Genomic DNA, 24,247 nt, shown 5'->3' on the forward strand with positions numbered 1-24,247 from the left:
GCAGCCGAAATGACAGACTCCACCGTCATCGACACCCCCGTCGACCCGCCCGAATCCAATTTCGTCGCGATGCTCGACCTGATGATCGCGCGCGAGCACGTCGATCCTGAGTTCGCGCGACGTCTCAGCGCCGTTCGCGAGTACATCGGAGCGCCGGACGAATCGTCGCCGTTCCTCACAGTCGTCGTTCGAACGCAGGGAAAGCGCCTGGAATCCCTGAAGGATGCGCTTCTCTGCCTCTCAGCGCAGACCGATCAGGACTTCGAGGTCGTGCTCGTCGCGCACAACGCGCTGCCGGAGGGCCTCGAGGGAGTCGGGAGCATCCTGGAGCGTCAGCCGGATGGATTCCGCGAACGGGTGCGCCTCATCGAAGTGTCCGGGGGCACTCGCTCGCGCCCGCTCAATGTGGGTGTCGAAGCCGCGAACGGCCGGTACATCGCGTTCTACGACGATGACGATCTGCTCTTCGCGCACTGGGTCGAGGAGTTCCACACCGCGGCTCGCAAGCACGAGGGCCGTCTGCTGCGATCGACGGTCGCGAACCAGTCGGTCGAGCCGGAGGTGTGGTCCGGCGGTCAGGCGGGCTTCAGGTCCACGTCGTGGCCGAGGGCCGAGCATGCCCAGCACTTCGACCAGCTGAAGCACATGCTCGTGAACCACTCGCCGTTCATGACCTTCGCGTTCCCGGCCACGTTGTTCACGCGGTACGGCATGCGGTTCGATGAGGATCTCGAAGTCGCCGAGGACTGGGACATGGTGCTGCGCGGGTCGTTGACCGCCGGTGTCACCGAGATCGCGTCCCTCACCGCTACCTACCGGCGCTGGAGCGGCGGCGAGTCGTCGTACACCGCGCACACGCGCGAGCGCTGGTTGGCGTCTGAACAGCGCGTCATCGACAAGATCGAGCACGCGGTGTTCATGCTGCCTCCTGGCTCCATGAACGCGATTCGCGAGATGGTGCTCTACAACGAGGCGTTGGAAGGCTTCCGCTTCCTCTTCGCGGGGAACCAGTTGCGCCGGTCGGTGCGCTGGATGTGGCGCATCGTCGGCCCGGCTGTGCACTACGCGGCCACGGCACGGAATAGACTGCGCCGGATGCTGGGAAGGACAAGACGGCGTGGCTGACGCCGGGGTCGAGGCACCGCTCGTATCCGTAGTACTGGTCAATTTCCGCGGCGCCGACGACACCATCGAGGCTGTGCGTCACCTCGCCGAGGTCGACTGGCCCGCGAGCAGCCTCGAGATCGTCGTGGTCGAGAACGGTTCGGGCGATGACAGCGCAGCACGCCTTCGCACCGAATTGCCCGGTGTGACGCTGGTCGAGTCGCCCGACAACCTCGGCTTCGCGGGCGGCTGCAACCTCGGGGTGAAGGCCAGCCGGGGCGAGTTCGTGGCGTTCCTCAACAGCGATGCCAAGCCCGACCCGAAGTGGGTGTCGGCTGCGGTCGAGGCCTTCAGAGCGGATGCCGGCATCGCCGCCGTCGCGAGCCGCGTCCTCGATTGGAACGGCGAGACCGTCGACTACGTCGGTTCGGCGCTGACCTGGTTCGGCAAGGGATACAAGCCGTTCGTGGGCGACGCGGCATCCGGTGTCGGGCTCGATGCCAAAGACGTGCTGTTCGGCACTGGTTCGGCGATGTTCGTGCGACGTGACGCCTATCTCGAGCTCGGCGGGTTCGACGAACGCTTCTTCATGTTCTATGAAGACGTCGACTTCGGCTGGCGTCTGAACCTGAGTGGCCGCCGCTTCCGCTACGAACCGTCGTCGATCGCGTACCACCGGCACCACGCCGCGGCCGACAAGTTCGGCAGTCACAGGGAGCGCTACTTCCTGGAGCGCAACGCGTTGTTCGCGCTCTACAAGAACCTCGAGCAGCAGACGCTCGACGCGATCCTGCCAGCAGCGCTGTCGCTGGCGATCCGCCGCTCTGTCGCCGAAGCGGGACTCGACTCGACGTCGTACGACTACCGAAGTGCCGCGCATGACGAGCGGGAGCGGCAGGAACCGGTATCCCGAGAGGTCGTCGCGACCGTCTACGCGATCGACCAGTTCGTCGAGCAATTGCCTGGCCTGACGCGCGACCGCGATGCGATTCAAGCGTCACGGCGCATCTCGGACCGAGCCGTCTGGTCGCTCTTCGGTCGCGTCGACGCCGTCGCCGCCGATGACAAGTCGTATCTGGCGGGATATCGCAGCCTCGTCGAGGCGTTCCCGGTGCTCGAGCCGGCCCCGCAGCGCACGGTGCTGATCATCACCGGCGACCCGATCGGCGTGAAGATGGCAGGCCCGGCGATCCGCGCCTGGAACATGGCCGCCGCCCTCGCTGAGCGCGGGCACGCGGTGACCTTGATCACGCTCGCCCGACTCGAAACGGGTGTCTCCGCCCCCTTCGAGCTCAAGCATGTTCGCGCGGGCGACAACAGGGCGTTCGAGCCGCTCGAGCAGTGGGCCGACATCGTGGTCTTCCAGGGTCACGCGATGGCCGCGTTCGACGCACTGCAGCACACGTCGAAGATCGTCGTGGCCGACATCTACGATCCCATGCACCTGGAACAGCTGGAGCAGGGGAGGGAACTGCCGGCGGCCACCTGGGACAAGCAGGTCGCCGACGCCACCCGGGTGCTGAATCAGCAGTTGGCGAAGGCAGACTTCTTCCTCTGCGCCTCCGACCGTCAACGTCTCTTCTACCTGGGGCAGCTCTCGGCGCTCGGCCGGATCAACCCAGCGAACTACCATGACGATCCCGATCTCGAGCGGCTGATCGCCCTCGCCCCGTTCGGGCTCGACAGCACAGCGCCTCGGCACGAGCGACAGGTGCTCAAGGGTGTGCTGCCCGGCATCGGCGAGCAGGACAAGGTGCTGCTGTGGGGCGGCGGGCTGTACAACTGGTTCGATCCCAAGTCGCTGATTCGCGCGGTGGCCGCCCTCGCTGAACGCCGCGACGGGGTTCGCCTCTTCTTCCAGGGCACCAAGCATCCGCATCCGGGGGTTCCCGAGATGGCGATCGTGCGCGAGTCCCGCGCGCTCGCCGCAGAACTCGGGGTGCTCGATCGCGCCGTGTTCTTCAACGACTCGTGGGTCGACTTCGCCGACCGGCAGAACTACCTGACCGAAGCGGATGCCGGTGTCAGCACCCACTTCGCGCACGTCGAGACGACGTTCTCATTCCGCACCCGCATCCTCGACTACCTGTGGGCGGAACTCCCCATGGTGGTCACCGACGGCGATTCGTTCGCAGACCTCGTGCGCAGTGAGGAACTCGGCGTCGTGGTGCCTGCTGACGATGTCGGCGCGCTCACCGAGGCCTTGGAACGCATCCTCTTCGATGACGAACTGATCGCCCGCAGCCGCGAGAACATCCGTCGAGTGCGTGAGCGCTTCTTCTGGAGCAACACCCTCGAGCCGCTCGTGCGGTTCGTCGCCGATCCGCGGCGCGCGCCCGATCTCGTCGAGCAGCGGATGGCCGCCGGCGAGGCACCGACCGAGCGCCGCCGCACCAAGAAGGCTTACGGGCTCGCTCACAATGTCTCGCTGGCGATGCACCACTTGCGGCACGGGGGGCCGAGGGTCGTCGTGCGCAAGGTGCTGGCTCGGCTCAGGTCGCGATGATCGACCGCTCGAGGGCTCGGCTGCAAGGGCTCGCGAGCCTCGGTGCACAGCGGCCCCAGCGAGCGCTGCCGATAGGATGACGAGGCCATGCCTAGCGACGTCGAGCCGCCGATCCCTGCCGTGACCGAGAAGCCCGCCGCTCGGCGACCGCGATTCCGAGTGCTGTGGCTCGCCCCACTGCTCGCGGTCATCGCAATGACAGCGTGGGTGTTCGCCTCTCCGGTGGGCTCGAGCCCCGACGACGACTTCCATCTGGTCAGCATCTGGTGCGCCGACGGGGGAGAGGACTGCGCACCGGGGCAGCAGGAGAACACGCGCGTCGTACCCGAGCCGCTCGTCGACTCGGCCTGCTACATGGCGGAGCCCGCCGAGAGCGCCGCGTGTCAGGAGCCGTTCGACAGCGGCGCCATGACTGAGACCAAGCGCGGCGATTTCGCCGGGGCGTACCCTCCGGTCTACTACGGCTTCATGAGCCTGTTCGCCGGCGACGACCTCGTCGCCTCAGTGCTTCTCATGCGCTTCGTCAACGTGCTGCTCTTCGTCGGGCTCAGCACCGCGCTCTTCGCTCTGCTGCCTGCCGTGCGTCGGCCCACTCTGCTGTGGACTTGGCTGATCACCACGGTGCCGCTGGGACTCTTCCTGCTGTCGTCGAACAATCCCAGCGCGTGGGCCATCATGGGCGTCGGCACCTCATGGCTGGCGTTGCTCGGCTGGTATGAGACCGCAGGCGTACGGCGCGTGCTGCTCGGGGTGCTGTTCGGCATCACCACGTTCATGGCGGCCGGCGCACGAGCGGATGCCGCGGTCTACGTCGGTGTCGGCATCGCAGCGGTCACAGTGCTGACTTTCAGACCGAGAGTCTCCTACCTGCTGAAGTCGCTACTGCCGCTGGCCGCGATAGCGGTGTGCGTGGCCTTTTTCTTCGCTGCACGTCAGTCGTCAGCCGGGTTCAACGGCTTCTCGGGCGCCGTGGCCAACTCGCCAGCGCGCGATCTCACAGAAGCGCCGCCGGGCATCGGCGATGTAGTGAGCCAGATCGTCACGAACCTGACGCACCTCCCTGGTCTCTGGGCGGGAGTCTTCGGCTACTGGGGTCTCGGCTGGCTCGACACCTTCATGCCTGCAGGCGTGCTGTTCGCCGCGGTCGGCGTCTTCGTCGCGGTGATCTTCACCGGTGCTCGGCAGCTCGACTGGCGCAAGGCGATCGCAGCAGCGGGCGTGCTGTTCACGCTCGTGCTCGTGCCGATCTACGTGCTCGCGCAAGGCGGCCATATGGTGGGGCAGCAGGTGCAGCCACGCTATGTGCTGCCTCTCATCGTGCTCCTCGCCGGGATCATGCTGCTGCCGACATCGCCAAGACCGATCGGCTTCACTCGCGTGCAGCGCATCGTGCTCGGACTCGCGCTCGTCTACGCGGTCGCGATCGCCCTGCACACGAACATCCGCCGCTATGTGACCGGATCGGATGTCGGCGGAGCGAACCTCAACGCCGACATCGAGTGGTGGTGGAGCTTCGGTCCGTCACCGATGGCCTGGTTCGCGATCGGCGTGCTCGCCTGGGCGGGCGCAGTGTGGGTACTGCTGCGCGAACTGAGTGTCGGCCGGCAACTCCGCGACTTCGCTGCGGGGCCGCAGCCGGTGCTCATCAGCCCCGGCCGATGACCCGGTAGGCGACACCCGGCCAATCCTCGGCGCTGCTCACGCGGCGTCCGTCGATGAACGTACGGATGCCGGGCAACTGCCCTGCGGAAAGCTGCCGGTACTCGGCGTGGTCGGCCTGCACCACGGCAGCGTCCACCGGCTCGCCGAGGCGGTACGGCTCGAATCCCAGCGCCTCCAGCTCCGCGTCCGAGTACAGCGGGTCGTGCACGAGGGCGGTGGCGCCGCGCCGCTTGAGAGCCTCAACGGCGCCGAAGACGCCGGAGAAGGCCGTCTCCTTGACGCCGCCCCGGTAGGCGGCGCCGAGCACCACGATGCGCTGGCCAGCGAGGTCGCCGTGAGCGCCCTCAAGCATCCCGATCGTGTAATCGGGCATATCGGCATTCGCCTGACGTGCTGCTCGTACGACGGTCGCCTCGGGGTCGTTCCAGAGGTACAGGCGCGGGTAGACGGGGATGCAGTGCCCGCCGACAGCGATGCCCGGCTGGTGGATGTGGCTGTAGGGCTGCGAGTTCGAGGCTTCGATGACCTTGTAGATGTCGATGCCGTTCTTCGCGGCGTAGAGCGCGAACTGGTTCGCCAGCCCGATGTTCACGTCGCGGTACGTCGTCTCGGCGAGTTTCGCGAGCTCTGATGCCTCAGCGCTGCCGAGATCCCACACGCCGTTGGGGCGCGGCAGGTCGTCGCGCTCGTCGAAGTCGAGCACTGCCTCGTAGAACTCGATCGCGCGGCGCGCGCCTTCGTCGCTCAGGCCGCCCACGAGTTTCGGGTACTTGCGCAGGTCGGCGAACACGCGCCCGGTGAGCACCCGCTCGGGTGAGAACACGAGGTGGAAGTCCTCGCCCTCCTTGAGGCCGCTGATGTCTTCGAGCATGGGCTTCCACCGGGTGCGCGTGGTGCCGACCGGGAGAGTCGTCTCGTAGCTGACGAGGGTGCCTGGAGTGAGGTGCTCAGCGAGCGAGCGAGTCGCGGCATCCATCCAGCCGAAGTCGGGTTTCGCGTCCTGGTCGACGAACAGCGGCACGACGAGCACGATCGCGTCCGCGCCGGGCACGGCGTCGGCGTAGTCGGTGGTGGCACGCAGCTTGCCCGCCGGCACGAGCTCGCTCAGCAGTTCCTGCAAGCGGCCCTCCCCCGGGAAGGGTTCGCGCCCCGCGTTGATGGATTCGACAGTGACGGGATTCACATCGACGCCAACGACGTCGTGTCCCTTCGATGCGAACTGCACGGCCAAGGGGAGGCCGATCTTGCCGAGGGCGATGACAGCGATCTTCACGAAGCGTTCCTTCTCATCAGCGACGTACCGAACGGCACCCCCGCGATTCTACGTTGCGCCTGCGCGCGGGGCGGCGAGAGGCCGCTCAGGTTGCGTCCCCCGCGTGCGGCACAATTGAGGCGGGAGTTCACAACAACGAGAGGGAGCCGTGACGCGGAAGTTGCATGGAAAGCGACTTGCGTTGGTCAGCCGCATCTTCATGCCTGAGCCGGCTGCGGCGTCATATCGGCTCGCAGCGCTCGCGGTGGCTCTAAGCGACTCGGGAGCTCGCGTTCGCGTCGTCACGACGCGGGCGCCGCGCGGGTTCGCTGATGATCGGTTCGCCCTGCAGGGCGTTCAGATCGACAGAGCGCCCGTGTTGCGTGATCGCACCGGTTACGTGCGGGGCTATCTCCAATACATGAGTTTCGACCTGCCCGCGCTGCTGCGCATCCTGCTCGCGACGCGGCCAGACTTCATCGTGGTCGAGCCACCCCCGACCACCGGGTGCATCGTGCGCGTCGCAGCGCGGATCAAGCGCACTCGATACGCGTACTTCGCAGCCGACATCTGGTCGGATGCCGTGCTGGCGACGACCGCGCCGCGCGCTGTGGCGCGTATGGTTCGCGCTCTCGAACGCTGGGCTGTTGAAGGCGCCGACATCGTGCTTTCGACATCGGACGAAAGCACGGAGCGCCTGAAGGAACTGTTTCCGAGTGTGCGCGTCGTGACCGTAGGGAATGGGATCGACACCGGCGTCTTCGTGCCAGAGGGAGAAGTGCGCAGCGACGGCGACGGCCCGTACTTCCTCTATGCCGGCACGGCCTCGGAAGTGCATGGAGCTGCCGTCTTCATCAAAGCGTTCCAGCAGGTGCTGGCGCACCGGCCCGAAGCAAGGTTGGTGTTCATCGGTCACGGTGCCGACTATGACGAGCTTCGCGCGGCGGCGGAGAAGCTGCCTGACGGCGCCGTCCGATTCTATGAGCGTCTCTCTCCCGAAGAGCTCGGGCCGTGGATCAGGGGTGCCGTCGCGACGCTGGCGAGCGTTCACCCCGACCATTACCACCGGGCGTTCCCCACGAAAATGTATGCTTCAGTCGCCTGCGGCACCCCCGTCATCTACTCGGGAATCGGACCGGGGCGACAGTTCGCCACCCAGAATCGCCTGGGATGGGGAGTCGACTATGATTCAAGCCGGGTCGCAGAAGCAATGCGAGCGGCGCTCGAACGCACCGTTGACGCGCAGGAGCGCACCCGCATCGCCGAGTGGGCGCGCCGCCATGTCTCGCTTGACGCAGTAGGCAGACGCGCTGTCGACGCTGTCGCCGCCCGGATCGCCGACGGAACCGCGCGCAGCGCGCGAGCCTTGCGCAAGCAGGCGGCGGGAGAGGAACCAGGATCGCGTGCCGCGCAACGCTGACCCATCGCAACACCGTGCCGAGATTCTTTGCATCTCTCTATCCCCCATCCGGAGTGACGCTCGGGTGCTTCGCCAGCTCGAGGCGCTCAAGCAGCACGGCAGCGTGACCACTGTCGGGTTCGGCGCAGCCCCTGACGGAGTTGCACAGCACATCGAAGTGCCTGCCGACTTGAAGACATTGCCACAGACGTTCTCGGGAGTTCTCAACCTGGCACTGCGGCGGATGAGAGCCTCGGAACTCGCAGCGCCGGCCGTCCGGTTCGCACTGGCTGCCCTCGAAGGTCGTCGGTTCGACCTGGTCGTCGCCAATGAGGCGCGCGTGCTGGGTCTTGCGCACGCCGTGTCTCGGGGAGCACCGGTTTGGGCCGATATGCACGAGTGGGCGCCGGAGGAGAGGACGCAGATCCTCTCCTGGAAACTTCTGGTGGCGCCGTTCATCTCCCACTTGTGCGACCGGTACCTCCCTCGATCGAAAGCCGTGACGGCCGTGTGCGGGTCGATCGCCGACCTCTACCGCTCCTACTTCGGCGTCGAGACCTCGGTTGTCCGAAATGCTGGCCCCTACCTGGACCTCACGCCGAGCGAGTCGAATCCTGATCGAGTGAGGCTGGTGCACAGCGGTGCCGCTATCAGGGGTCGCGGGCTCGAGGCGATGATCGAGGTCGTCGAGACCCTCGATGCCCGATACACGCTCGATCTCTACCTCATGCCTGGCGGCGATGGTGGCGCATATCTCGACGAACTCCGCAGACGGGCGGAAGGTTCCGCGCGCATCGTGTTCCACGAGCCCGTCACACCTGCGGAACTGCCTCGGGAGCTGAACAAGTACGACGTGGGCATCTTCTGGATCCCGCCTACCAATACCAACGCGAAGCTCACCCTTCCGAATAAGTTCTTCGACTATGTGCAGGCCCGGCTGGCGATCGCAGTGGGGCCGAGCCCCGAGATGGCTGCGCTCGTCCGCGAGTACTCGCTCGGGGTCGTGAGTTCGAGTTGGGATGTGCGGTCGTATCGTGAGTCGCTGCTCGAACTCGACGGTCCGGGCATCGAGTCCGCGAAGCGCGCTGCCCACGCCGCCGCGTCGCAACTGAGCTCAGCGACCGATGCGCGGCACATGAGCGAAGTGATCACCGCGCTGCTGGCCGCATCGCGAGAGGCGGCAGGGGTGACGGATGCCGAGTGAGCCCTTCGCCTCGTCGACGTGGGTGGTCATCCCCATGTACAACGAGGCGACCATGATCCGAACGGTCGTCGAGGATGTGCGTCGTCATTTCCCGAACGTCGTGTGTGTCGACGACGGCTCGTCCGACACCTCGCCCGAAGAAGCCTTGGCGGCAGGCGCGGTGGTCGTGCGGCATCCGATCAACCTGGGTCAGGGCGCGAGTCTGCAGACCGGCATCGAGTATGCTCTTTCAGACCCGGCCATGAGCGCGCTGGTGACGTTCGACGCCGACGGGCAGCACCAGGTGGCGGATGCCGTGGAGATGGTCGAGCGGCTTCACCGCGACGGCCTCGACATCGTGATCGGTTCGCGGTTCATCGACGACAGGACGAACGTTGGCGCGGCCAAGCGCGCGGTACTCAAGACCGCAGCAGCGTATTCACGATTCACCAGCGGTATGGCTCTGACCGATGCCCACAACGGCCTCCGTGTCCTGGGCCGCGATCTTGCGGGGCGTGTCAAGCTGCGTCAGAACAGGATGGCGCACGCCTCGGAACTCATCGACACGGTCGGGTCGCTCGGTGTGAAGTGGGCGGAGCATCCCACGCATATCGTGTACACCGAGTACTCACGATCGAAGGGTCAATCGTTGCTGAACTCAGTCAATATCCTCGTCGACCTGTTTTTCCGGTGATGTTCATGCAGATCGTCTTTCAGATCGTCGCCATCATCGTCATCGTCGCCGCCGCGATCTTCACGCTCCGAGGCGGCGGCGCCCGGCATCAGGCGCTCCGTCGCATCTTCATGGTGTTCTTCATCGCCGCCGCGGCATCTTCCGTCGCGTTCCCTGGCATCTGGACCTGGATGGCGAAGCTCGTGGGCGTCGGTCGGGGTGCCGACCTGCTGCTGTACATGCTGGTGCTGACCTTCCTCGGCTTCGTTGCGACCACGTACCGGCGCTTTCGGTCGTTGGAGCGGGATGTGACCGAACTTGCGCGCCATCTCGCCCTTGCGGAGGCCGGCGCGGGACAGGCCCGCGACAAGCCCGCCGGCGATACGGAGCCGTCCTGATGCGGCAGGTCTTCGGCGTCTACAGTGATTTCCTTGGCGTACTGCCGTCGAACGCGCGGCGTTTCGTCGCACTCTTCTCGGTGCTGCAAGCGGCGCTCGCTCTCCTCGACGCGCTCGCACTCGGACTGCTTGCGCTCACGATCGCGCCGCTCAGCACGGGTCAGCCGGTGGTTCTCCCGCTCATCGGTGAGCTCGACGATGCCGGCGCGCTCGTCGCGGTCGCCGCGGTGTGCGCGCTGATCATCGCGAAGGGCCTGCTGTCGGTGCTGCTGCTCCGCTGGGCGACTCAGAGATTCGCCCGGTATGAGCTCGAGATCGGCACCCGCTTGTTCCGCGCATTCATGGCTGCGCCTTGGCTCGTGCGCCTGCGGAAGAACTCATCCGATATCGTCCGCTTGGCGGACTCGAGCGTCAACGCGGCCGTGATGAGTTTTCTGCTCCCTGGGTCGACCATCCTCGGTGAGATCGCGAGCCTTGTCGCAATCCTCTTGGTGCTGGTCATCGCGCAGCCTGCCATCGCCCTGGTGACGCTGTTGTACCTCGGGGCGATCGGAGCTGTCCTGTACTTCTGGATCGCCCGGCATGCGCGAACCGCGGGCCGTGTGAATCTTCAATTCACCCTGCAGTCCGGGCGGTTCATCACCGAAATGGTCGGTGCAATGAAGGAGATCACCCTCAGGAACAAGAATGGCGAGGTCGTCGACGTCGTGCGTCGAAGCCGCGAGCACAGTACGAGGGCCCGCGCCAACGTGTACTTCTTGGGGCAGGTGCCTCGTTTCGTGCTCGAGTCGGCCATTGTGGGGGGCTTCGTGCTGGTGGGCGCGGTTGGATTCACGCTTGGCGGTGCCGGCGACGCGATCACTGCGGTAGCCCTGTTCGGTCTCGCGGGATTCAGGATGGCACCCTCGATCATCAGGCTGCAGTCCGTGCTGTCTCAGATGATCTCCGCCGTGCCTCATCCGGTCGCCGTGACCGATGAGATCCGCACCGCCGAGGAGGCATCAGCGGGGCGCGAGGCAGCGGAAGGAGCGCCGTTCCCGACGAACCCGAGGAAACTTGAATTGTCGGAGGTCGTATTCAAGTACTCCTCCGATGCGCGCCCAGCAGTCGATTCCGTGAGCCTGACGATACCGTTCGGAACCACTGCGGCGGTCGTCGGTCAATCGGGCTCGGGCAAGTCCACGCTGGTAGACCTCATTCTTGGATTGATCGACCCGACCGGTGGAACAATCACTGTGGACGGCGCGTCGACGGCGTCGCTGACTCAATCGTGGCGCGAGCGGGTGGCCTATGTGCCGCAAGAGGTAGCGCTGTTCGATGGCACCGTTGCAGAGAACGTCGCGCTCAGTTGGTCGGGGGAGTTCGATCGCGACCGTGTTCGCGCCGCGCTACGACGTGCGCAACTGCTCGACACCGTGGAGAGCCGGGAAGGTGGAATCGATGCGCGGGTCGGAGAGCGCGGGCTCGCGCTTTCGGGCGGCCAGCGCCAGCGTCTCGGAATCGCTCGCGCACTCTACGCCGAACCGCTTGTGCTCGTACTCGATGAGGCGACGAGTGCGTTGGACACCAAAACAGAGGCAGCGGTCATGGAATCGATCCGCGACCTGCGCGGCGACGTCACCCTGGTGATCGTGGCGCACCGACTCGCAACGGTGAAGGACGCTGATCAGGTGTTCTACCTGAAAGATGGTCGGGTTGCTGGTTCGGGTCGGTTCTCAGAGGTCGTCGCGACGGTGCCGGAGTTTGCGCAACAGGCAGCGCTCGCGGGCCTTGTCTGAGACGACTGCCCGGCATTCTCCCGGATTCAGGAGTGATATCTTGGAGCGCTGCGGCTGTGAGGCATGCGCGTCGAAATGCGGGCTGCGGCCCGGACTCACCGCTGGAGGATCCTGAATGACTGCTGCCCGAGAGTACCGCATGTGCACGCGGACGGTCATGGACACGACCGACCCCGACATCACCTTCGACTCCGAAGGGGTCTCGTCGCACGCGCTCCGATACGATCGCGAGTTCGCAGCCATCGTCGACGCTGCTACCAAGGGCGAACGCCTCGGTGAACTGCAGAAGATCGTCGCGGAGATCAAGAAGGCCGGTGAGGGCAAGCCCTACGACTGCATTGTCGGGGTGAGCGGCGGCGTCGACAGCACATACCTCATCCTTCAGGCCGTCAAGCTCGGCCTCAGACCCCTCGCCGTGCACTTCGACAGCGGCTGGAACTCCGAGCTCGCCGTCGGCAACATCAAGAACATCGTCGATCGCCTCGGCCTCGACCTGTACACCGATGTGGTCGATTGGCGCGAAATGCGCGACCTTCAGCTCTCCTTCTTCAAGGCGTCGGTGCCGAATTGCGATATCCCGACCGACCACGCGTTCTCGCGCGTGGCATTCCAGCAGGCTGAGAAGTACGGGATCAAGTACATCCTCGGAGGCAGCAACCTCGCGAGCGAGTCGGTACTGCCGCAGGCGTGGGGTTACAACGCATCCGATGCCAGGCACCTGAAAGCCATCCAGCGAAAGTTTGGCAGCGTGAAGCTCAAGACGTATCCGACGCTCGGGCTGTTCAAGCGACACATCTGGTATGAAGCGATTCGCGGCATCAAGACCGTCAAGATGCTGAACTACCTTCCGTACAATTATGTCGAGGCCAAGGCGCAGATCACTGAGGAGCTCGGGTGGCGCGACTACGGCGGCAAGCACTACGAGTCGGTCTTCACCCGTTACTTCCAGGGCTACTACCTTCCGATGAAGTTCGGATTCGACAAGCGGCTCGCCCACTACTCCTCGCTCATACTGTCGGGTCAGATGACCCGCGAAGAGGCGCTCGAGCTGCTCAAGCAGCCCAACTATCCGGAGGCGCTTCGGAAGCAGGATCACGAGTTCATCGCCAAGAAGCTCGGTGTCTCCACCTCAGAGCTCGAGGAGATATACGCCCGCCCGATCGCTGATCACATGTCCTATCCGAACTCCAAGTGGGCGTGGGATCAGACCCTGAAGCTCGCGCGCCTCGCGGCGAGACTCGTCAAGAGGTTCCGTCGTTGACGGTCTCCATAGTCGACTACGGGCTGGGGAATCTCGGCTCCGTGTTCAACATGCTGAGGCGCATCGGCGAGGACGCACGCATCGTCTCCGAGCCTTCGGAACTAGCCGCGAGCGAGCGACTACTGCTCCCGGGCGTGGGCGCTTTCGATGTGGGCGTCGATCGACTGGAACGCACCGGGTTCGCAGATGGAGTACGCGAGTTCGCAGCGTCCGGCAAACCCTTGCTGGGCATCTGCCTCGGGATGCAACTGCTCTTCGAACGGAGTGAGGAGGGTGGCGCCCGCGGGCTCGGGCTCATGGCCGGCGGCAGCCGCCGGTTCGCCGCTGGTCCGTCGCTGCGGATCCCTCACATGGGCTGGAACTCGATCATTCCAGTCAGAGAAGATCCGCTGCTCAAGGGAGTCGAGGACGACAACCGTTTCTACTTCGTTCACAGCTACCACGTGGTGCCGGACGACCCGGCCCACGTGCTGGCAGAGAGCGACTACGGTGGTCGCTTCGTCGCAATGGTCCGCCACGATAACGTCGCGGGAGCGCAGTTCCACCCGGAGAAGAGCCATGCATTCGGCATGACGGTCCTCAGAAATTTCGCCCAGCAATGAGCGTGTTCCCACGAGTGATCCCTGTGCTCCTCGTCAGCGAGGGCTACCTGGTCAAGCCGGTCAAGTTCTCCGGCGAGCGTTACATCGGCGACCCGATCAACGCCGTCCGCATCTTCAACGAGAAGCAGGTCGACGAGCTCGTCGTGCTCGACATCGACGCCGCAGTGAAGGGCACGGATCCCGATCACAGGCTGATCGAGGAGATCGCCAGCGAGGCGTTCATGCCTGTGGCGTACGGGGGAGGTGTGCGCACATCGGAGCAAGCAAGGCGCATCACTGGCATCGGGATCGAGAAGATCGTGCTGAACACCGCTGCGTTCGAGACGCCCGCGCTCGTCACCGAGATCGCTGAGCTGCTCGGGTCGTCGAGCACTGTAGTCAGCATCGACGCCAAACGCCGTATCACCGGCGGGTACGAGACCTACAGCCGGCGCGCATCGAGAAAGACGGGGCTGAGCCCAGTCGACGCCGCGAAGCGGGCTGTCGAGCTCGGGGCCGGCGAACTGATCGTGTCTTCGATCGATCGCGAGAGCACGTTCAGCGGTTATGACCTCAAGCTCGTGGCGAGCGTCGCCGAGGCTGTGGAGGTTCCGGTCATCGCCCTGGGCGGCGCCTCGGGCCTCAATGACTTCGCGGCGGCGCTGCAGGCGGGCGCGTCCGCCGTCGCTGCTGGAAGCCTGTTCGTGTTGAACGGGAAGCACCGAGCGGTGCTCATCACGTATCCGGGCCAGGCCGAGATCCGGTCGCTCCGGCCGAGCTGAATCGCACATCTCCGATAAGGAAGACGCATGACTGACCCCTCCCGGCCGAGAGTCCTTGTACTGACGTTCACGCCGATCGCGCGAGAGCCCCGAGCCCTCAAGCAGATCCGCCGCTTCGCGAAGGACTACGACGTCACGACAGCGGGATTCGGCGAGGCTCCCGACCCCGACCTTCCTCACATCGAGTTGGAGTCGTCGCCCAAGGTCCGAGGATTGCAGTCCGTGCGAGGCGCGTATCTGCTGATGCTGCTGCTGCGGCTCTACCGGCTGCTGTACTGGACGAACCCTCGGAACACCAGTGCATTCGAGAGGCTCCGCGGAATCGACTGGGATGTGATCGTCGCGCACGATGTGCAGACCGTGCCGCTCGCAACTCGTCTCGCGCCCAACCGGGGTGTCATCGTGGATCTGCACGAGTATGCGCCGCGACAGAATGAGCACTCAGTCGCGTGGCGCCTCCTGATCGGCCCCTACTTCCGCTGGATCCTGCGCAAGCATGTGTCTCATGCTGCGTCGGTCACGACAGTCAGCCAGGGCATTGTGGAAGAGTACCGGCGCGAGTTCGGACTCGAGACTGAACTGGTGGCGAACGCGACTCCGTTCCACGATTTCTCCGTTGGCGAGGTCGGCAGTCCCATACGACTCGTGCACAGCGGAATCCCGGCGCCGGCGCGGAAGCTCGAGGTGATGATCGACGCGGTGAAGGAGACATCGACGGACGTCATCCTCGATCTCTACCTCATCAAGGACGGATCCGAGTACTACGAGCAGTTGAAGCAGCGTGCGGCGGGCAGTCACCGCATCCGGTTCGTGGAGCCCGTGCCGTATTCCGAGCTGCTGCCGACACTCAATACGTACGACGTCGGGCTGAGCGTGATCGCCCCCACAACGTTCAACCTGGCGTGGTGCCTGCCGAACAAGTTCTTCGACTTCATTCAGGCGCGCCTGGGTGTGATCATCGGACCGTCGCCGGAAATGATGCGTTTCGTCGATGAGCACGACATCGGCGCCGTCACCCGCGACTTCTCGGCCGACGCGCTGCGCGAAGTGCTCGATTCCCTCACACCCGAGAAGGTGTCCACGTGGAAGAACGCGTCGCACCATCATGCTCGCGAGCTCTCAAGCGAGAAGCAGGTCGAGATCTGGGCGGCTGAACTTGCGCGCGTCCTCGGGTGAGCCCACGAAGCACGCCCCCTCGAGCGGGGTGACCGCCTCAGCGTCTCGCGACGTCGAGTCTTCCGTAGGGTTCAGACGAGGCGGTGCGTGAGACCGTCGGCAATCAGCTTCTCGGCTATGTTCACAACCTCTGCGCCTTCCGCGAGGGTGACGATGCGAGATGTGTCGCCGGTTGCCACGGCGTCGCGGAAGGCTTCGTGCTCGGACCGAAGAGGCTCCTTCTTGTTCAGGGCATACCGTATGACGTCACCTTCGCTGACACCCCGGAAGGCCGAGATTCCGGGCCAGCTGAGCTGCTCCACGCCGTTGGCGTAATAGGTCAGATCCGCAGTGAGCGTGTCTGCGACAAGAGAGCCTTTCTCACCGGTGACGATGGTGGTGCGCTCCTTGAACGGAGTCAGCCAGTTGACGGTGTGCGACGCGATGGTGCCGTCGCTCAGAGTTCCGATCGCGATGACCATGTCTTCGTGGGGACGCCCGCTGCGGTGCGTCGTGCGAGCGTTGACCGACACATATGACTGTTGGCTCACCCACGCGGTGAGGTCGATGTCGTGCGTGGCGAGGTCCTTGATGACTCCGACATCGGCGATGCGGCCAGGGAAAGGACCCTGCCGCCGAGTGGCGATCTGGTAGATCTCGCCGAGCACGCCGTCCTGCAGGCGGCTTCGCATCGACTGGAGGGCCGGGTTGAACCGCTCGATGTGCCCTACCCCGCCAATCAGCCCCGCGGCGTTGAAGAGTTCCACGAGCTCTCGCGAAGCTTCTGCTGTGTGCGCCACCGGCTTCTCGATGAGCGCGTGCACGCCGCGTTCGGCGAGCATGCGCCCCATATCCAGGTGGTACACGGTCGGCGTTGCGATGACGCAGTAGTCCACCGTGTCGAGAAAAGCATCCAGGTCTTTGGTGACGGGTTTGCCCTCGACCGTCGGATCGACACCGTCTGCCGGGTCGTACACGCCGACGAAGTCGACGCCCTCCAGCGAGTTGAGCACTCGGCAGTGGTTGCGGCCCATCATGCCCAGCCCGAGCACTCCGGCCTTGAGCGCAGCGGTCACGCGCCCGCTCCTGCCACCGCGTTCACGGCCTCCACGACGGCATCGCGCTCGGCGTCTGTCATGGAGGGATACACAGGGAGCGACAGTACCTGCGCCGCAGCCTCCTCGGTCACCGGCAGGTCAGCCTTCTCGGCGAAAGAGGGCAGTCGGTGGATCGGCGTCGGGTAGTAGACGCCAGAGCCGACGCCCCGCTTGGCCAGCTCCTCGGCGAAACGGTCTCTGTCGTGGTCCACTACGCGGATCGTGTACTGGTGGTAGACGTGCACCGCGCCTTCGGCCGTGGGCGGAACGATCACACCCTCGAGATGCTGATCGAAGTACGCCGCGTTCGCCTGCCGACGTGCAGTCCAGCCGGCGAGCTTCTTCAACTGCTCTCTCCCGATGGCTGCGTGGATGTCGGTCATCCGCGTATTGAAGCCGACCACTTCATTGGCGTAGCGGCGCTCCATGCCCTGGTTGCGGAGCACTCGGGCAGCGCGCGCCAGCTCGCTGGAACCGGTCGTGATCATTCCGCCTTCGCCCGAGGTCATGTTCTTCGTCGGGTAGAACGAGAATGAGGCGGCCAGGCCCCAAGCGCCCACCGGCATTCCGTTGACCGAAGCGGCATGCGCCTGCGCGGCGTCTTCGTAGAGTTGCAGGCCGTGCTTGTCAGCGATCTCTGCCAGAGTCACCAGGTCGGCAGGGTGGCCGTAGAGATGCACCGGCATCACGGCTTTGGTGCGGCGCGTGATGGCGGCTTCGACAGCTGCAGGATCGATCGAGAAGTGTTTCGGCTCGATGTCGACGAACACCGGCTTCGCGCCTGCGAGCGCCACGGCGTTCGCGGTCGCAGCGAAGCTGAACGAGGGAACGATCACCTCATCGCCTGCGCCCACGCCACCAGCGAGGAACGCCATGTGAAGTGCCGACGTGCCGGAGTTGACGGCCACTGATTCGCGTCCGGCGACGATCTCGGCGAACTCGGTCTCGAACGCGGCGACTTCGGGGCCTTGAGCCAGCATGCCGGAGCGCATGACGCGATCGACCGCGGCCCGCTCCTCCTCGCCGATCTCGGGCCGTGCTGCTGGAATCATCAGTTCTCCACTTCGATGAGCGTGTTCTCGTCTGTCTGGCGGTACCGATCACCGCTGACCGGACAGATCCAGTCGATGTCGCCGTCACGTCGGAGGGGCTCTCCCGTCTTGCCCACCCAGCCGACGCGCCTGGCCGGGCTGCCGACCACGAGAGCGAAATCTGGAACGTCTTTCACGACGACGGATCCCGACCCGACGAGCGCCCACCGTCCGATGGTCACCGGCGCGACGCACGTGGCACTCGCGCCGATCGACGCTCCTTCGCGGATGTGAACTCCGACCGGGTGCCAGTCATCGGCAGATTTCGGGGAGCCGTCGGCGTTGATTGCGCGCGGGAAGTGGTCGTTAGTCAGTACGACGGCGGGCCCGATGAAGACTCCGTGCTCGAGGCGAGCGGGCTCGTACACGAGCGCATAGTTCTGAATCTTGCAGTTGTCGCCGACATCGACTCCTGGCCCGATGTAGGCACCGCGGCCCACGATGCAGTTCTCGCCGAGGGACGCGTTCTCACGGACCTGTGCGTAGTGCCAGACACGCGACGATGCGGCGATGCGGGCCGAAGCGGCGACGTCAGCGGTCGCATGGATATTGCTCGAGGACAAGCAGGCTCCTAGTCGCGTTAATGAGGGATCAGCGCCCTCAATCCTACGACCGGACCGATTGGGCCGGCTTTGATCCGGAATCGCCCGATCTAGCAGAGGGATTCGAAGGGAAATCACGTACCCTGATTTTCGTGTTCGGGGGGCTGTTGATGAAGCGGGGACGACGGAAAGCACAACGAGTGCCCATTGCGCGGTCGCTCGCCGCGATCACAGCTGCGCTCGCACTCGGCGTGGGGTTGGTCGTCGGTGCGCCGGGCGCGCATGACTCGGCCGAAGCCGCGAACGCTGCTGACTTCGACGCCGGGTACATCATCAGCGACGCGAACTTCTACGACGACGATGCCATGACGCAGGCTGAGATCCAGGCGTTTCTCGAGGCGAACACGGGTACCTGCCGCAACAGCAATTGTCTGCCAGTGCTCCGGGTCGACACTTTCGACCGCGCGGCGAACAACCCCTGCAAGGCGTATCGCGGCGCTCCGGGCGAGAGCGCAGCAGCGGTGATCTTCAAAGTGCAGCAGGCATGCAATATCAGTGCCAAGGTGATCCTCGTCACCCTGCACAAAGAGCAAGGACTCATCGGAAAGACAGCGCCGACCGACCTTGAGCTCCGCAAAGCGATGGGCTATGGCTGCCCAGACACCGCCTCGTGTGATTCGCGGTACTACGGGTTCTACAACCAGGTGTACAACGCCGCCTGGCAGTTCGGCTGGTATCGCATCGGCTACAGCACACCCGGCAGCAGTTTCTACGGCAAGTACCCGCTGGGTCAGATCAGCCAGATCCTCTATCACCCGTACAACAATTGCGGCACGTCTGGCGTTCGAGTTCAGAACTTCGCCACGGCAGCTCTGTACCACTACACGCCGTACCAACCGAATGCAGCGGCGCTCGCCAACCTCTACGGGGTGGGTGACACCTGTTCGTCCTACGGCAATCGGAACTTCTGGCGCATGTACACGGACTGGTTCGGAAGCCCAGTCGCGGTGGACGGTACAGACGCCGTAGCCAAGGCGTTCGCTGACGCCGGCGGACCAGGCGGAGTACTCGGCGCGGTCACGGTCCCGGAGAACTGCGACCTCGGCGACTCAACCTGCTTTCAACGACATGTGAACGGCACCATCTATTGGACGGTCGAGTCCGGGGCTTGGCCGGTCGTCGGCGACTATGTGTCGATCTATGAGGCTGCCGGCGGAGTGTCTGGCCCCATGGGGCCCCCGATTGCAGCAGCAGTCACGGTGGCTTCGACGCCCAATGGTCCGGGAGCGGGTCAGCAGTTCAAGTACGGCACCATCTACTCGTCCGCCGCGGGCGCCTACGCCGTGTGGGGCGGCATACGGACCAAGTGGTGGAGCCTCAACGGAAATCAGGGAGAACTGGGATGGCCGACCAGTTCGCGGGCCTGCCTTGGCGCGCACTGTTGGCAGAACTTCCAAGCCGGGATCGCCTTCGAATCGCAAGCGGTGGTGAAGGGCGGATATCTCTCGTTGTACTCCTCCCTCGGAGGACCTCGCGGCTCGCTCGGTCCTGCGACCAGCGACTACGTTGACGTGCCTGACTCTGGAAACGGCGTCGGCGGCGGCCAGCAGTTCGTCAACGGCACGGTGTACAGCAGCGCTGCCGGAACGTATCCGGTGCTTGAGCCCGTGCGGACTCACTACTGGCGTGCGGGGAGCAACCAGGGCGTATTCGGCTGGCCGACTGCGGCTCAGCAGTGTGTCAACGGTCGTTGCTGGCAGCCGTTCGCCGGCGGGATCGTCGTGTCGGACGGGATCACGCTGAACAAGGCGTACTCCGACGTGTTCATCGCCACAGGTTCCGCCTCGGGGACCCTCGGGATGCCGACGAGTGCCTTTGTCGAGGTGCCGTCGACGCCGAACGGGCCTGGTTCGGGCCAGCAGTTCGAGCGCGGGACGATCTACTCGAGTGCTGCGGGCACGTTCCCTGTGTGGGGTGTGGTTCGCGCCGAGTGGTGGCGAACCGGTGGGAACATGGGCGCGCTGGGCTGGCCTGTGGCGAACCCGGTGTGCTCCGGCGGTGTGTGCAGTCAGGAGTTCCAGAACGGGGTGGTGGTGCAGACCTCAGCCACCACGGCGGTCGTCACGCTGAGGGTTCATAGCAGCTACAGCGCTACGCACTCGGCCTTCAAAGCCGAGCTCGGGATGCCGACGAGTGCCTTTGTCGAGGTGCCGTCGACGCCGAACGGGCCTGGTTCGGGCCAGCAGTTCGAGCGCGGGACGATCTACTCGAGTGCTGCGGGCACGTTCCCTGTGTGGGGTGTGGTTCGCGCCGAGTGGTGGCGAACCGGTGGGAACATGGGTGGGCTGGGCTGGCCTGTGGCGAACCCGGTGTGCTCCGGCGGTGTGTGCAGTCAGGAGTTCCAGAACGGGGTGGTGACGCAGACCTCAGCCACCACGGCGGTCGTCGCTCCGCCCGTCCATCCTGACTACGCCGCGACCTATGCAGCGCACTCAGCCGAACTCGGTGCTGCAACCAGCGCATTCGTCCGCGTGGAAACGCCGAACGGCCCAGGGGGAGGGCAGCAGTTCCAGCGCGGCACCATCTATTCCAGCGCAGCCGGCACCTACGCGGTGTGGGGGGAAGTGCGCTCGTACTGGTGGAGTGCCGGTGGAAACATGGGCTCCTTCGGGTGGCCGACCGCGGATCCCTCCTGCTCCGGCGGTCTCTGCACTCAGTCATTCCAGGGTGGAACAATCACCAGGTGACTTCCAGCACCGCTGCGCCGCAGGTAGCGGCGAGTTCCAGCGCGCCGATCAAGCGCGCGCCGTTCCGCACAGACATCCAAGGTCTTCGTGCGGTGGCCGTGCTGCTCGTGCTGGTCTTCCACACCGGAGTGCTGGGACTCGAGGGCGGGTATGTCGGTGTCGACGTGTTCTTCGTCATCTCGGGCTTCTTGATCACCAACCACCTGCTCAGCTCGTTGGCGAGGGACGGACGGCTGGACTTCGGCCTGTTCTACGCGAGGCGGGTCAGGCGCATTCTCCCGGCATCCTTCGTCGTCCTGGTGCTCACCCTGGTCGCCTCGGCGGTCTTCATGCCGCCGGCCCTGCGTCCTTCGACCCTGATCGACGCCGTCTGGACCGCCTTCTATGTTCCGAACCTCGCGTTCGCGGTCGAGGGCACGGAATATCTCGCGGAGACCGCCCCGTCGCCTTACCAGCACTACTGGTCGCTCGGCGTCGAAGAGCAGTTCTACTTGTTCTGGCCGCTGGTGTTATTCGTCGTCTGGCTGATCGCTCGAAAGTCGCGTCGAGCGACTGCGGCGATCGTGGCCGTGCTCATGCTCATCTCTTTCGCTGTCGGGTGGTGGCTCACGTACCGTTCGCAGCCTTGGGCGTTCTTCAGTCTTCCCACCAGGGCCTGGGAACTCGGAGCCGGCGCTGTCATCGCGATCGGCGGCCCGGCGCTTGCAGAGCGGATTCATCCTGTAATTCGGGCCATCCTGGCTTGGGCTGGACTCGCCGCGATCTTCACGGCCGCTCTTCTCTTCGACGCCACAACGGCGTTTCCTGGTGTGGCTGCGCTGGTGCCGGTGCTCGGCACCGCGGCGGTGATCTTCCTGCTCCAGGTCGAGACCCCGTATTCTCCCGGGCGTCTCCTTAGCCTGCGGCCGGTGATGTGGGTCGGTGCGATCTCCTACTCCTTGTACCTGGTGCATTGGCCGCTGCAGGTCATCCCCGCGGCCGCGGCCGGCCGCCCGCTGGACCCTGTCTGGCCGATCCTGCTCGCGCTGATCGCCGTGCCGCTCGCTTGGCTGTTGTACGAGTTCGTCGAGAACCCTGTTCGTCGCAACCGGTGGCTCAGCGCACTTCGTCCGCGCTGGAATCTGGCGATGGCGCTCGGGGCCTCTGGTGCTTCGGCAGCGCTGGCGATCACTGCGATCGGCCTCGCGGGCACGGTTCCCAGCGACTCCGGGCGACAGGGCGACGCCTCGGTCACCGTCGCGGACTCCGGGGAGCCCCGATTCACCGACTTCGTGCCCAGCAACCTCGAGCCCTCGCTCGCGGAGGTTTCGGACGACATTCCGAGGATCTACCCCGACGGTTGCCACCTGGACGTCTCGCAGACCGGTGTGCAACGGTGTTCGTACGGCGATACCGACTCCGACACCGTGGTCGCGCTCTTCGGTGATTCGCACGCCGCGCAGTGGTTCCCCGCGCTCGAGCGCCTTGCGATCGAGCACTCGTTCCGGCTCGACAGCTACACGAAGTCGTCCTGCCCCTCGGTGGAAGTTCCCATCACGACGAGGGGCGTGCCCTACTCGGAGTGCGAGACCTGGCGGAACGCCGTGATCCAGCACCTGAATGCCGAGCCGCCACAACTCGTCGTGCTCTCCAACATGGCCAACCAGCCCGACCAGCCCGACGGTGGTCTCACGCCGACAAGATGGTCCGACGGCGTCCGCTTGGTCGTCGACCGTCTTGCGCTCAGCGAGGTCCTCGTGATCAGTGACACCCCGAATGTCGGCGCCACTCCCGCGATCTGCCTTTCGGCTCACCTCGACGACGCGCGCGCCTGCGATGTCGACCCGAAGACTGCGCTCGACCGGGAGTGGATCACCGCCGAAGCGGATGCGGCCGAATCGGCAGGCGCCACGGTGGTGGCCCTTGACGACCGGCTCTGCGCCCCGAATGCCTGCGGAATGATCGTGGGCACCACCCTGCTCTACCGGGACGCCCATCACCTGACCGCGACCGCGGCGGCGCAACTCGCGGAGCCGCTCTGGGCCCACCTCCGTCGGCTCCTTGGATGGCCGTCCTTAGACTGAAGCCGTGAGAGTCCTCGTCACCGGCGGTGCCGGCTATATCGGTGCGCATGTCGTGAGGCTTCTCGCGCAGCGCGGCGACACGCCGATCGTCGTCGACGATCTCAGCACAGGCGACCGCGACCGCGTAGGAGGCGCTGAGTTTCACGAACTCGACCTCACTGCGAGCGATGCGAATCAGCGACTCGAAGCGCTCCTGCGCGATGCTCGCGTCGACGGGGTCGTGCACTTCGCAGCGAAGAAGCAGGTGGGCGAGTCGGTCGAGCGGCCACTGTGGTACTTCGAGCAGAACGTGGGCGGCCTGGTCAACCTGCTGCGAGCTGTTGAGACGGTAGGAGTCGAGCGCTTCGTGTTCTCGTCGTCGGCCTCGGTGTACGGCCACGCCGACGACGCCCTGGTGTCTGAAGCCTCGCCGACCCGGCCGGTCAATCCCTACGGTCAGACGAAGCTCGCGGGGGAGTGGCTGGTCGGCGATGTCGCCGCTGCGGGCGCCCTTCGTGGCGCGAGCCTGCGCTACTTCAACGTCGCCGGCGCAGGGTGGCCTGATCTCGGCGACACGGCGGTGCTGAACCTCGTTCCGATGGTGATCGAGCGCATCGAGGCGGGCGAGTCGCCGCGCATCTTCGGCGACGACTATCCGACAGCCGATGGCACGTGCGTGCGCGACTACGTGCATGTGCTCGACCTCGCTGAGGCCCACCTCGCGGTGCTCGACGCGCTTGCCGATGGTCCGGCCCGGCATGAGGTGTTCAACATCGGCACGGGGCTCGGCTCATCTGTGCGCGTCATCGTCGATCAGGTGTTGCGCGAAGCCGGGTCGACCCTCGAGCCCGAGGTGCTGGCGCGTCGCGCAGGCGATCCGCCCGCACTGGTGGCGGACGCGTCGCGCATCGAGCAGCGCATCGGCTGGCGGGCCCAGCGCGGCGTCGCAGAGATCGTCGCCTCGGCGTGGTCGGCGCACCGCTACCGTTGAAGC

Annotated in this window: 19 protein-coding genes; 15 read left to right on the forward strand and 4 right to left on the reverse strand. The window is 65.4% G+C overall.

What is annotated here, in order from left to right; translation table 11 throughout:
* Window positions 1–9 precede the first annotated feature (9 nt).
* The 3 genes from QF206_RS10540 to QF206_RS10550 all read left to right on the forward strand — a co-directional run bounded on the left by QF206_RS10540 (window position 10) and on the right by QF206_RS10550 (window position 5,272).
* Window positions 10–1,125 carry a glycosyltransferase family 2 protein gene (locus tag QF206_RS10540; protein WP_281489185.1) on the forward strand — a complete coding sequence of 372 codons (1,116 nt, stop codon included), beginning with the start codon at window positions 10–12 and terminating at the stop codon, window positions 1,123–1,125.
* The gene (locus QF206_RS10545; protein ID WP_281489186.1) at window positions 1,118–3,610 is read left to right on the forward strand and encodes a glycosyltransferase; all 2,493 of its coding nucleotides are present in this window, start codon (window positions 1,118–1,120) and stop codon (window positions 3,608–3,610) included. The genes QF206_RS10540 and QF206_RS10545 overlap by 8 nt, the downstream gene beginning before the upstream one ends.
* Window positions 3,611–3,697: 87 nt before the next feature.
* Complete coding sequence (locus QF206_RS10550) at window positions 3,698–5,272, forward strand: DUF2142 domain-containing protein (protein ID WP_281489187.1); 1,575 nt, start codon at window positions 3,698–3,700, stop codon at window positions 5,270–5,272.
* On the opposite strand, the gene QF206_RS10555 is transcribed toward QF206_RS10550, so the two are convergent.
* Complete coding sequence (locus QF206_RS10555; protein ID WP_281489188.1) at window positions 5,256–6,545, reverse strand: nucleotide sugar dehydrogenase; 1,290 nt, start codon at window positions 6,543–6,545, stop codon at window positions 5,256–5,258. The genes QF206_RS10550 and QF206_RS10555 overlap by 17 nt on opposite strands.
* A 199-nt stretch (window positions 6,546–6,744) precedes the next feature.
* Between QF206_RS10555 and QF206_RS10560 the strand changes: the two genes are divergently transcribed.
* The 9 genes from QF206_RS10560 (at window position 6,745) to QF206_RS10600 (ending at window position 15,755) form a co-directional block, all read left to right on the forward strand.
* Window positions 6,745–7,944 (forward strand): glycosyltransferase family 4 protein, encoded by a 1,200-nt coding sequence (locus tag QF206_RS10560; RefSeq protein WP_281489189.1) that lies wholly within the window; start codon window positions 6,745–6,747, stop codon window positions 7,942–7,944.
* A 64-nt stretch (window positions 7,945–8,008) separates the two neighbouring features.
* Window positions 8,009–9,127, forward strand: coding sequence for a glycosyltransferase (locus tag QF206_RS10565; RefSeq protein ID WP_281489190.1), 1,119 nt, complete (start codon window positions 8,009–8,011; stop codon window positions 9,125–9,127).
* Window positions 9,117–9,800, forward strand: a complete 684-nt coding sequence (locus tag QF206_RS10570; RefSeq protein ID WP_281489191.1) for a glycosyltransferase family 2 protein — start codon at window positions 9,117–9,119, stop codon at window positions 9,798–9,800. Before QF206_RS10565 ends, QF206_RS10570 begins: the two co-directional genes overlap by 11 nt.
* Before the next feature lie 5 nt (window positions 9,801–9,805).
* Entirely contained in the window at window positions 9,806–10,177 is a 372-nt protein-coding gene (locus QF206_RS10575) for a DUF2304 domain-containing protein (protein ID WP_281489192.1), read from the forward strand.
* Complete coding sequence (locus QF206_RS10580) at window positions 10,177–11,955, forward strand: ABC transporter ATP-binding protein (protein WP_281489193.1); 1,779 nt, start codon at window positions 10,177–10,179, stop codon at window positions 11,953–11,955. Before QF206_RS10575 ends, QF206_RS10580 begins: the two co-directional genes overlap by 1 nt.
* A 115-nt stretch (window positions 11,956–12,070) precedes the next feature.
* Window positions 12,071–13,216, forward strand: a complete 1,146-nt coding sequence (locus QF206_RS10585) for an N-acetyl sugar amidotransferase (RefSeq protein WP_281489194.1) — start codon at window positions 12,071–12,073, stop codon at window positions 13,214–13,216.
* Window positions 13,213–13,818 (forward strand): imidazole glycerol phosphate synthase subunit HisH, encoded by a 606-nt coding sequence (gene hisH, locus QF206_RS10590; protein ID WP_281489195.1) that lies wholly within the window; start codon window positions 13,213–13,215, stop codon window positions 13,816–13,818. The genes QF206_RS10585 and hisH overlap by 4 nt, the downstream gene beginning before the upstream one ends.
* On the forward strand, window positions 13,815–14,579 hold the full coding sequence (locus QF206_RS10595) for an AglZ/HisF2 family acetamidino modification protein (protein ID WP_281489196.1): 765 nt from the start codon (window positions 13,815–13,817) through the stop codon (window positions 14,577–14,579). The genes hisH and QF206_RS10595 overlap by 4 nt, the downstream gene beginning before the upstream one ends.
* Window positions 14,580–14,606: 27 nt before the next feature.
* Window positions 14,607–15,755: a glycosyltransferase gene (locus QF206_RS10600; RefSeq protein WP_281489197.1), complete on the forward strand. Its 1,149-nt coding sequence runs from the start codon at window positions 14,607–14,609 to the stop codon at window positions 15,753–15,755.
* Between the two features lie 71 nt (window positions 15,756–15,826).
* On the opposite strand, the gene QF206_RS10605 is transcribed toward QF206_RS10600, so the two are convergent.
* The 3 genes from QF206_RS10605 to QF206_RS10615 are packed head-to-tail and all read right to left on the reverse strand — an operon-like array spanning window position 15,827 to window position 18,485.
* Window positions 15,827–16,810: a Gfo/Idh/MocA family oxidoreductase gene (locus QF206_RS10605; RefSeq protein ID WP_281489198.1), complete on the reverse strand. Its 984-nt coding sequence runs from the start codon at window positions 16,808–16,810 to the stop codon at window positions 15,827–15,829.
* Complete coding sequence (locus QF206_RS10610) at window positions 16,807–17,883, reverse strand: DegT/DnrJ/EryC1/StrS family aminotransferase (RefSeq protein WP_281489199.1); 1,077 nt, start codon at window positions 17,881–17,883, stop codon at window positions 16,807–16,809. The genes QF206_RS10605 and QF206_RS10610 overlap by 4 nt, the downstream gene beginning before the upstream one ends.
* Window positions 17,883–18,485 carry an acyltransferase gene (locus tag QF206_RS10615; RefSeq protein ID WP_281489200.1) on the reverse strand — a complete coding sequence of 201 codons (603 nt, stop codon included), beginning with the start codon at window positions 18,483–18,485 and terminating at the stop codon, window positions 17,883–17,885. Before QF206_RS10615 ends, QF206_RS10610 begins: the two co-directional genes overlap by 1 nt.
* 179 nt (window positions 18,486–18,664) lie before the next feature.
* On the opposite strand from QF206_RS10615, the gene QF206_RS10620 reads away from it, so the two are divergent.
* Genes QF206_RS10620 through galE form a run of 3 tightly spaced genes read left to right on the forward strand, consistent with a single transcriptional unit; the run spans window position 18,665 to window position 24,244 of the window.
* A complete protein-coding gene (locus QF206_RS10620; protein ID WP_281489201.1) occupies window positions 18,665–21,211 on the forward strand; it encodes a hypothetical protein in 2,547 nt (848 codons plus the stop codon).
* Entirely contained in the window at window positions 21,208–23,274 is a 2,067-nt protein-coding gene (locus QF206_RS10625; protein WP_281489202.1) for an acyltransferase family protein, read from the forward strand. Before QF206_RS10620 ends, QF206_RS10625 begins: the two co-directional genes overlap by 4 nt.
* Window positions 23,275–23,278: 4 nt before the next feature.
* Window positions 23,279–24,244 (forward strand): UDP-glucose 4-epimerase GalE, encoded by a 966-nt coding sequence (gene galE, locus QF206_RS10630; RefSeq protein WP_281489203.1) that lies wholly within the window; start codon window positions 23,279–23,281, stop codon window positions 24,242–24,244.
* Window positions 24,245–24,247: the final 3 nt, after the last annotated feature.

The sequence above is a fragment of the Ruicaihuangia caeni genome (assembly GCF_029952955.1).
GTDB classification, from domain to species: domain Bacteria; phylum Actinomycetota; class Actinomycetes; order Actinomycetales; family Microbacteriaceae; genus Ruicaihuangia; species Ruicaihuangia caeni.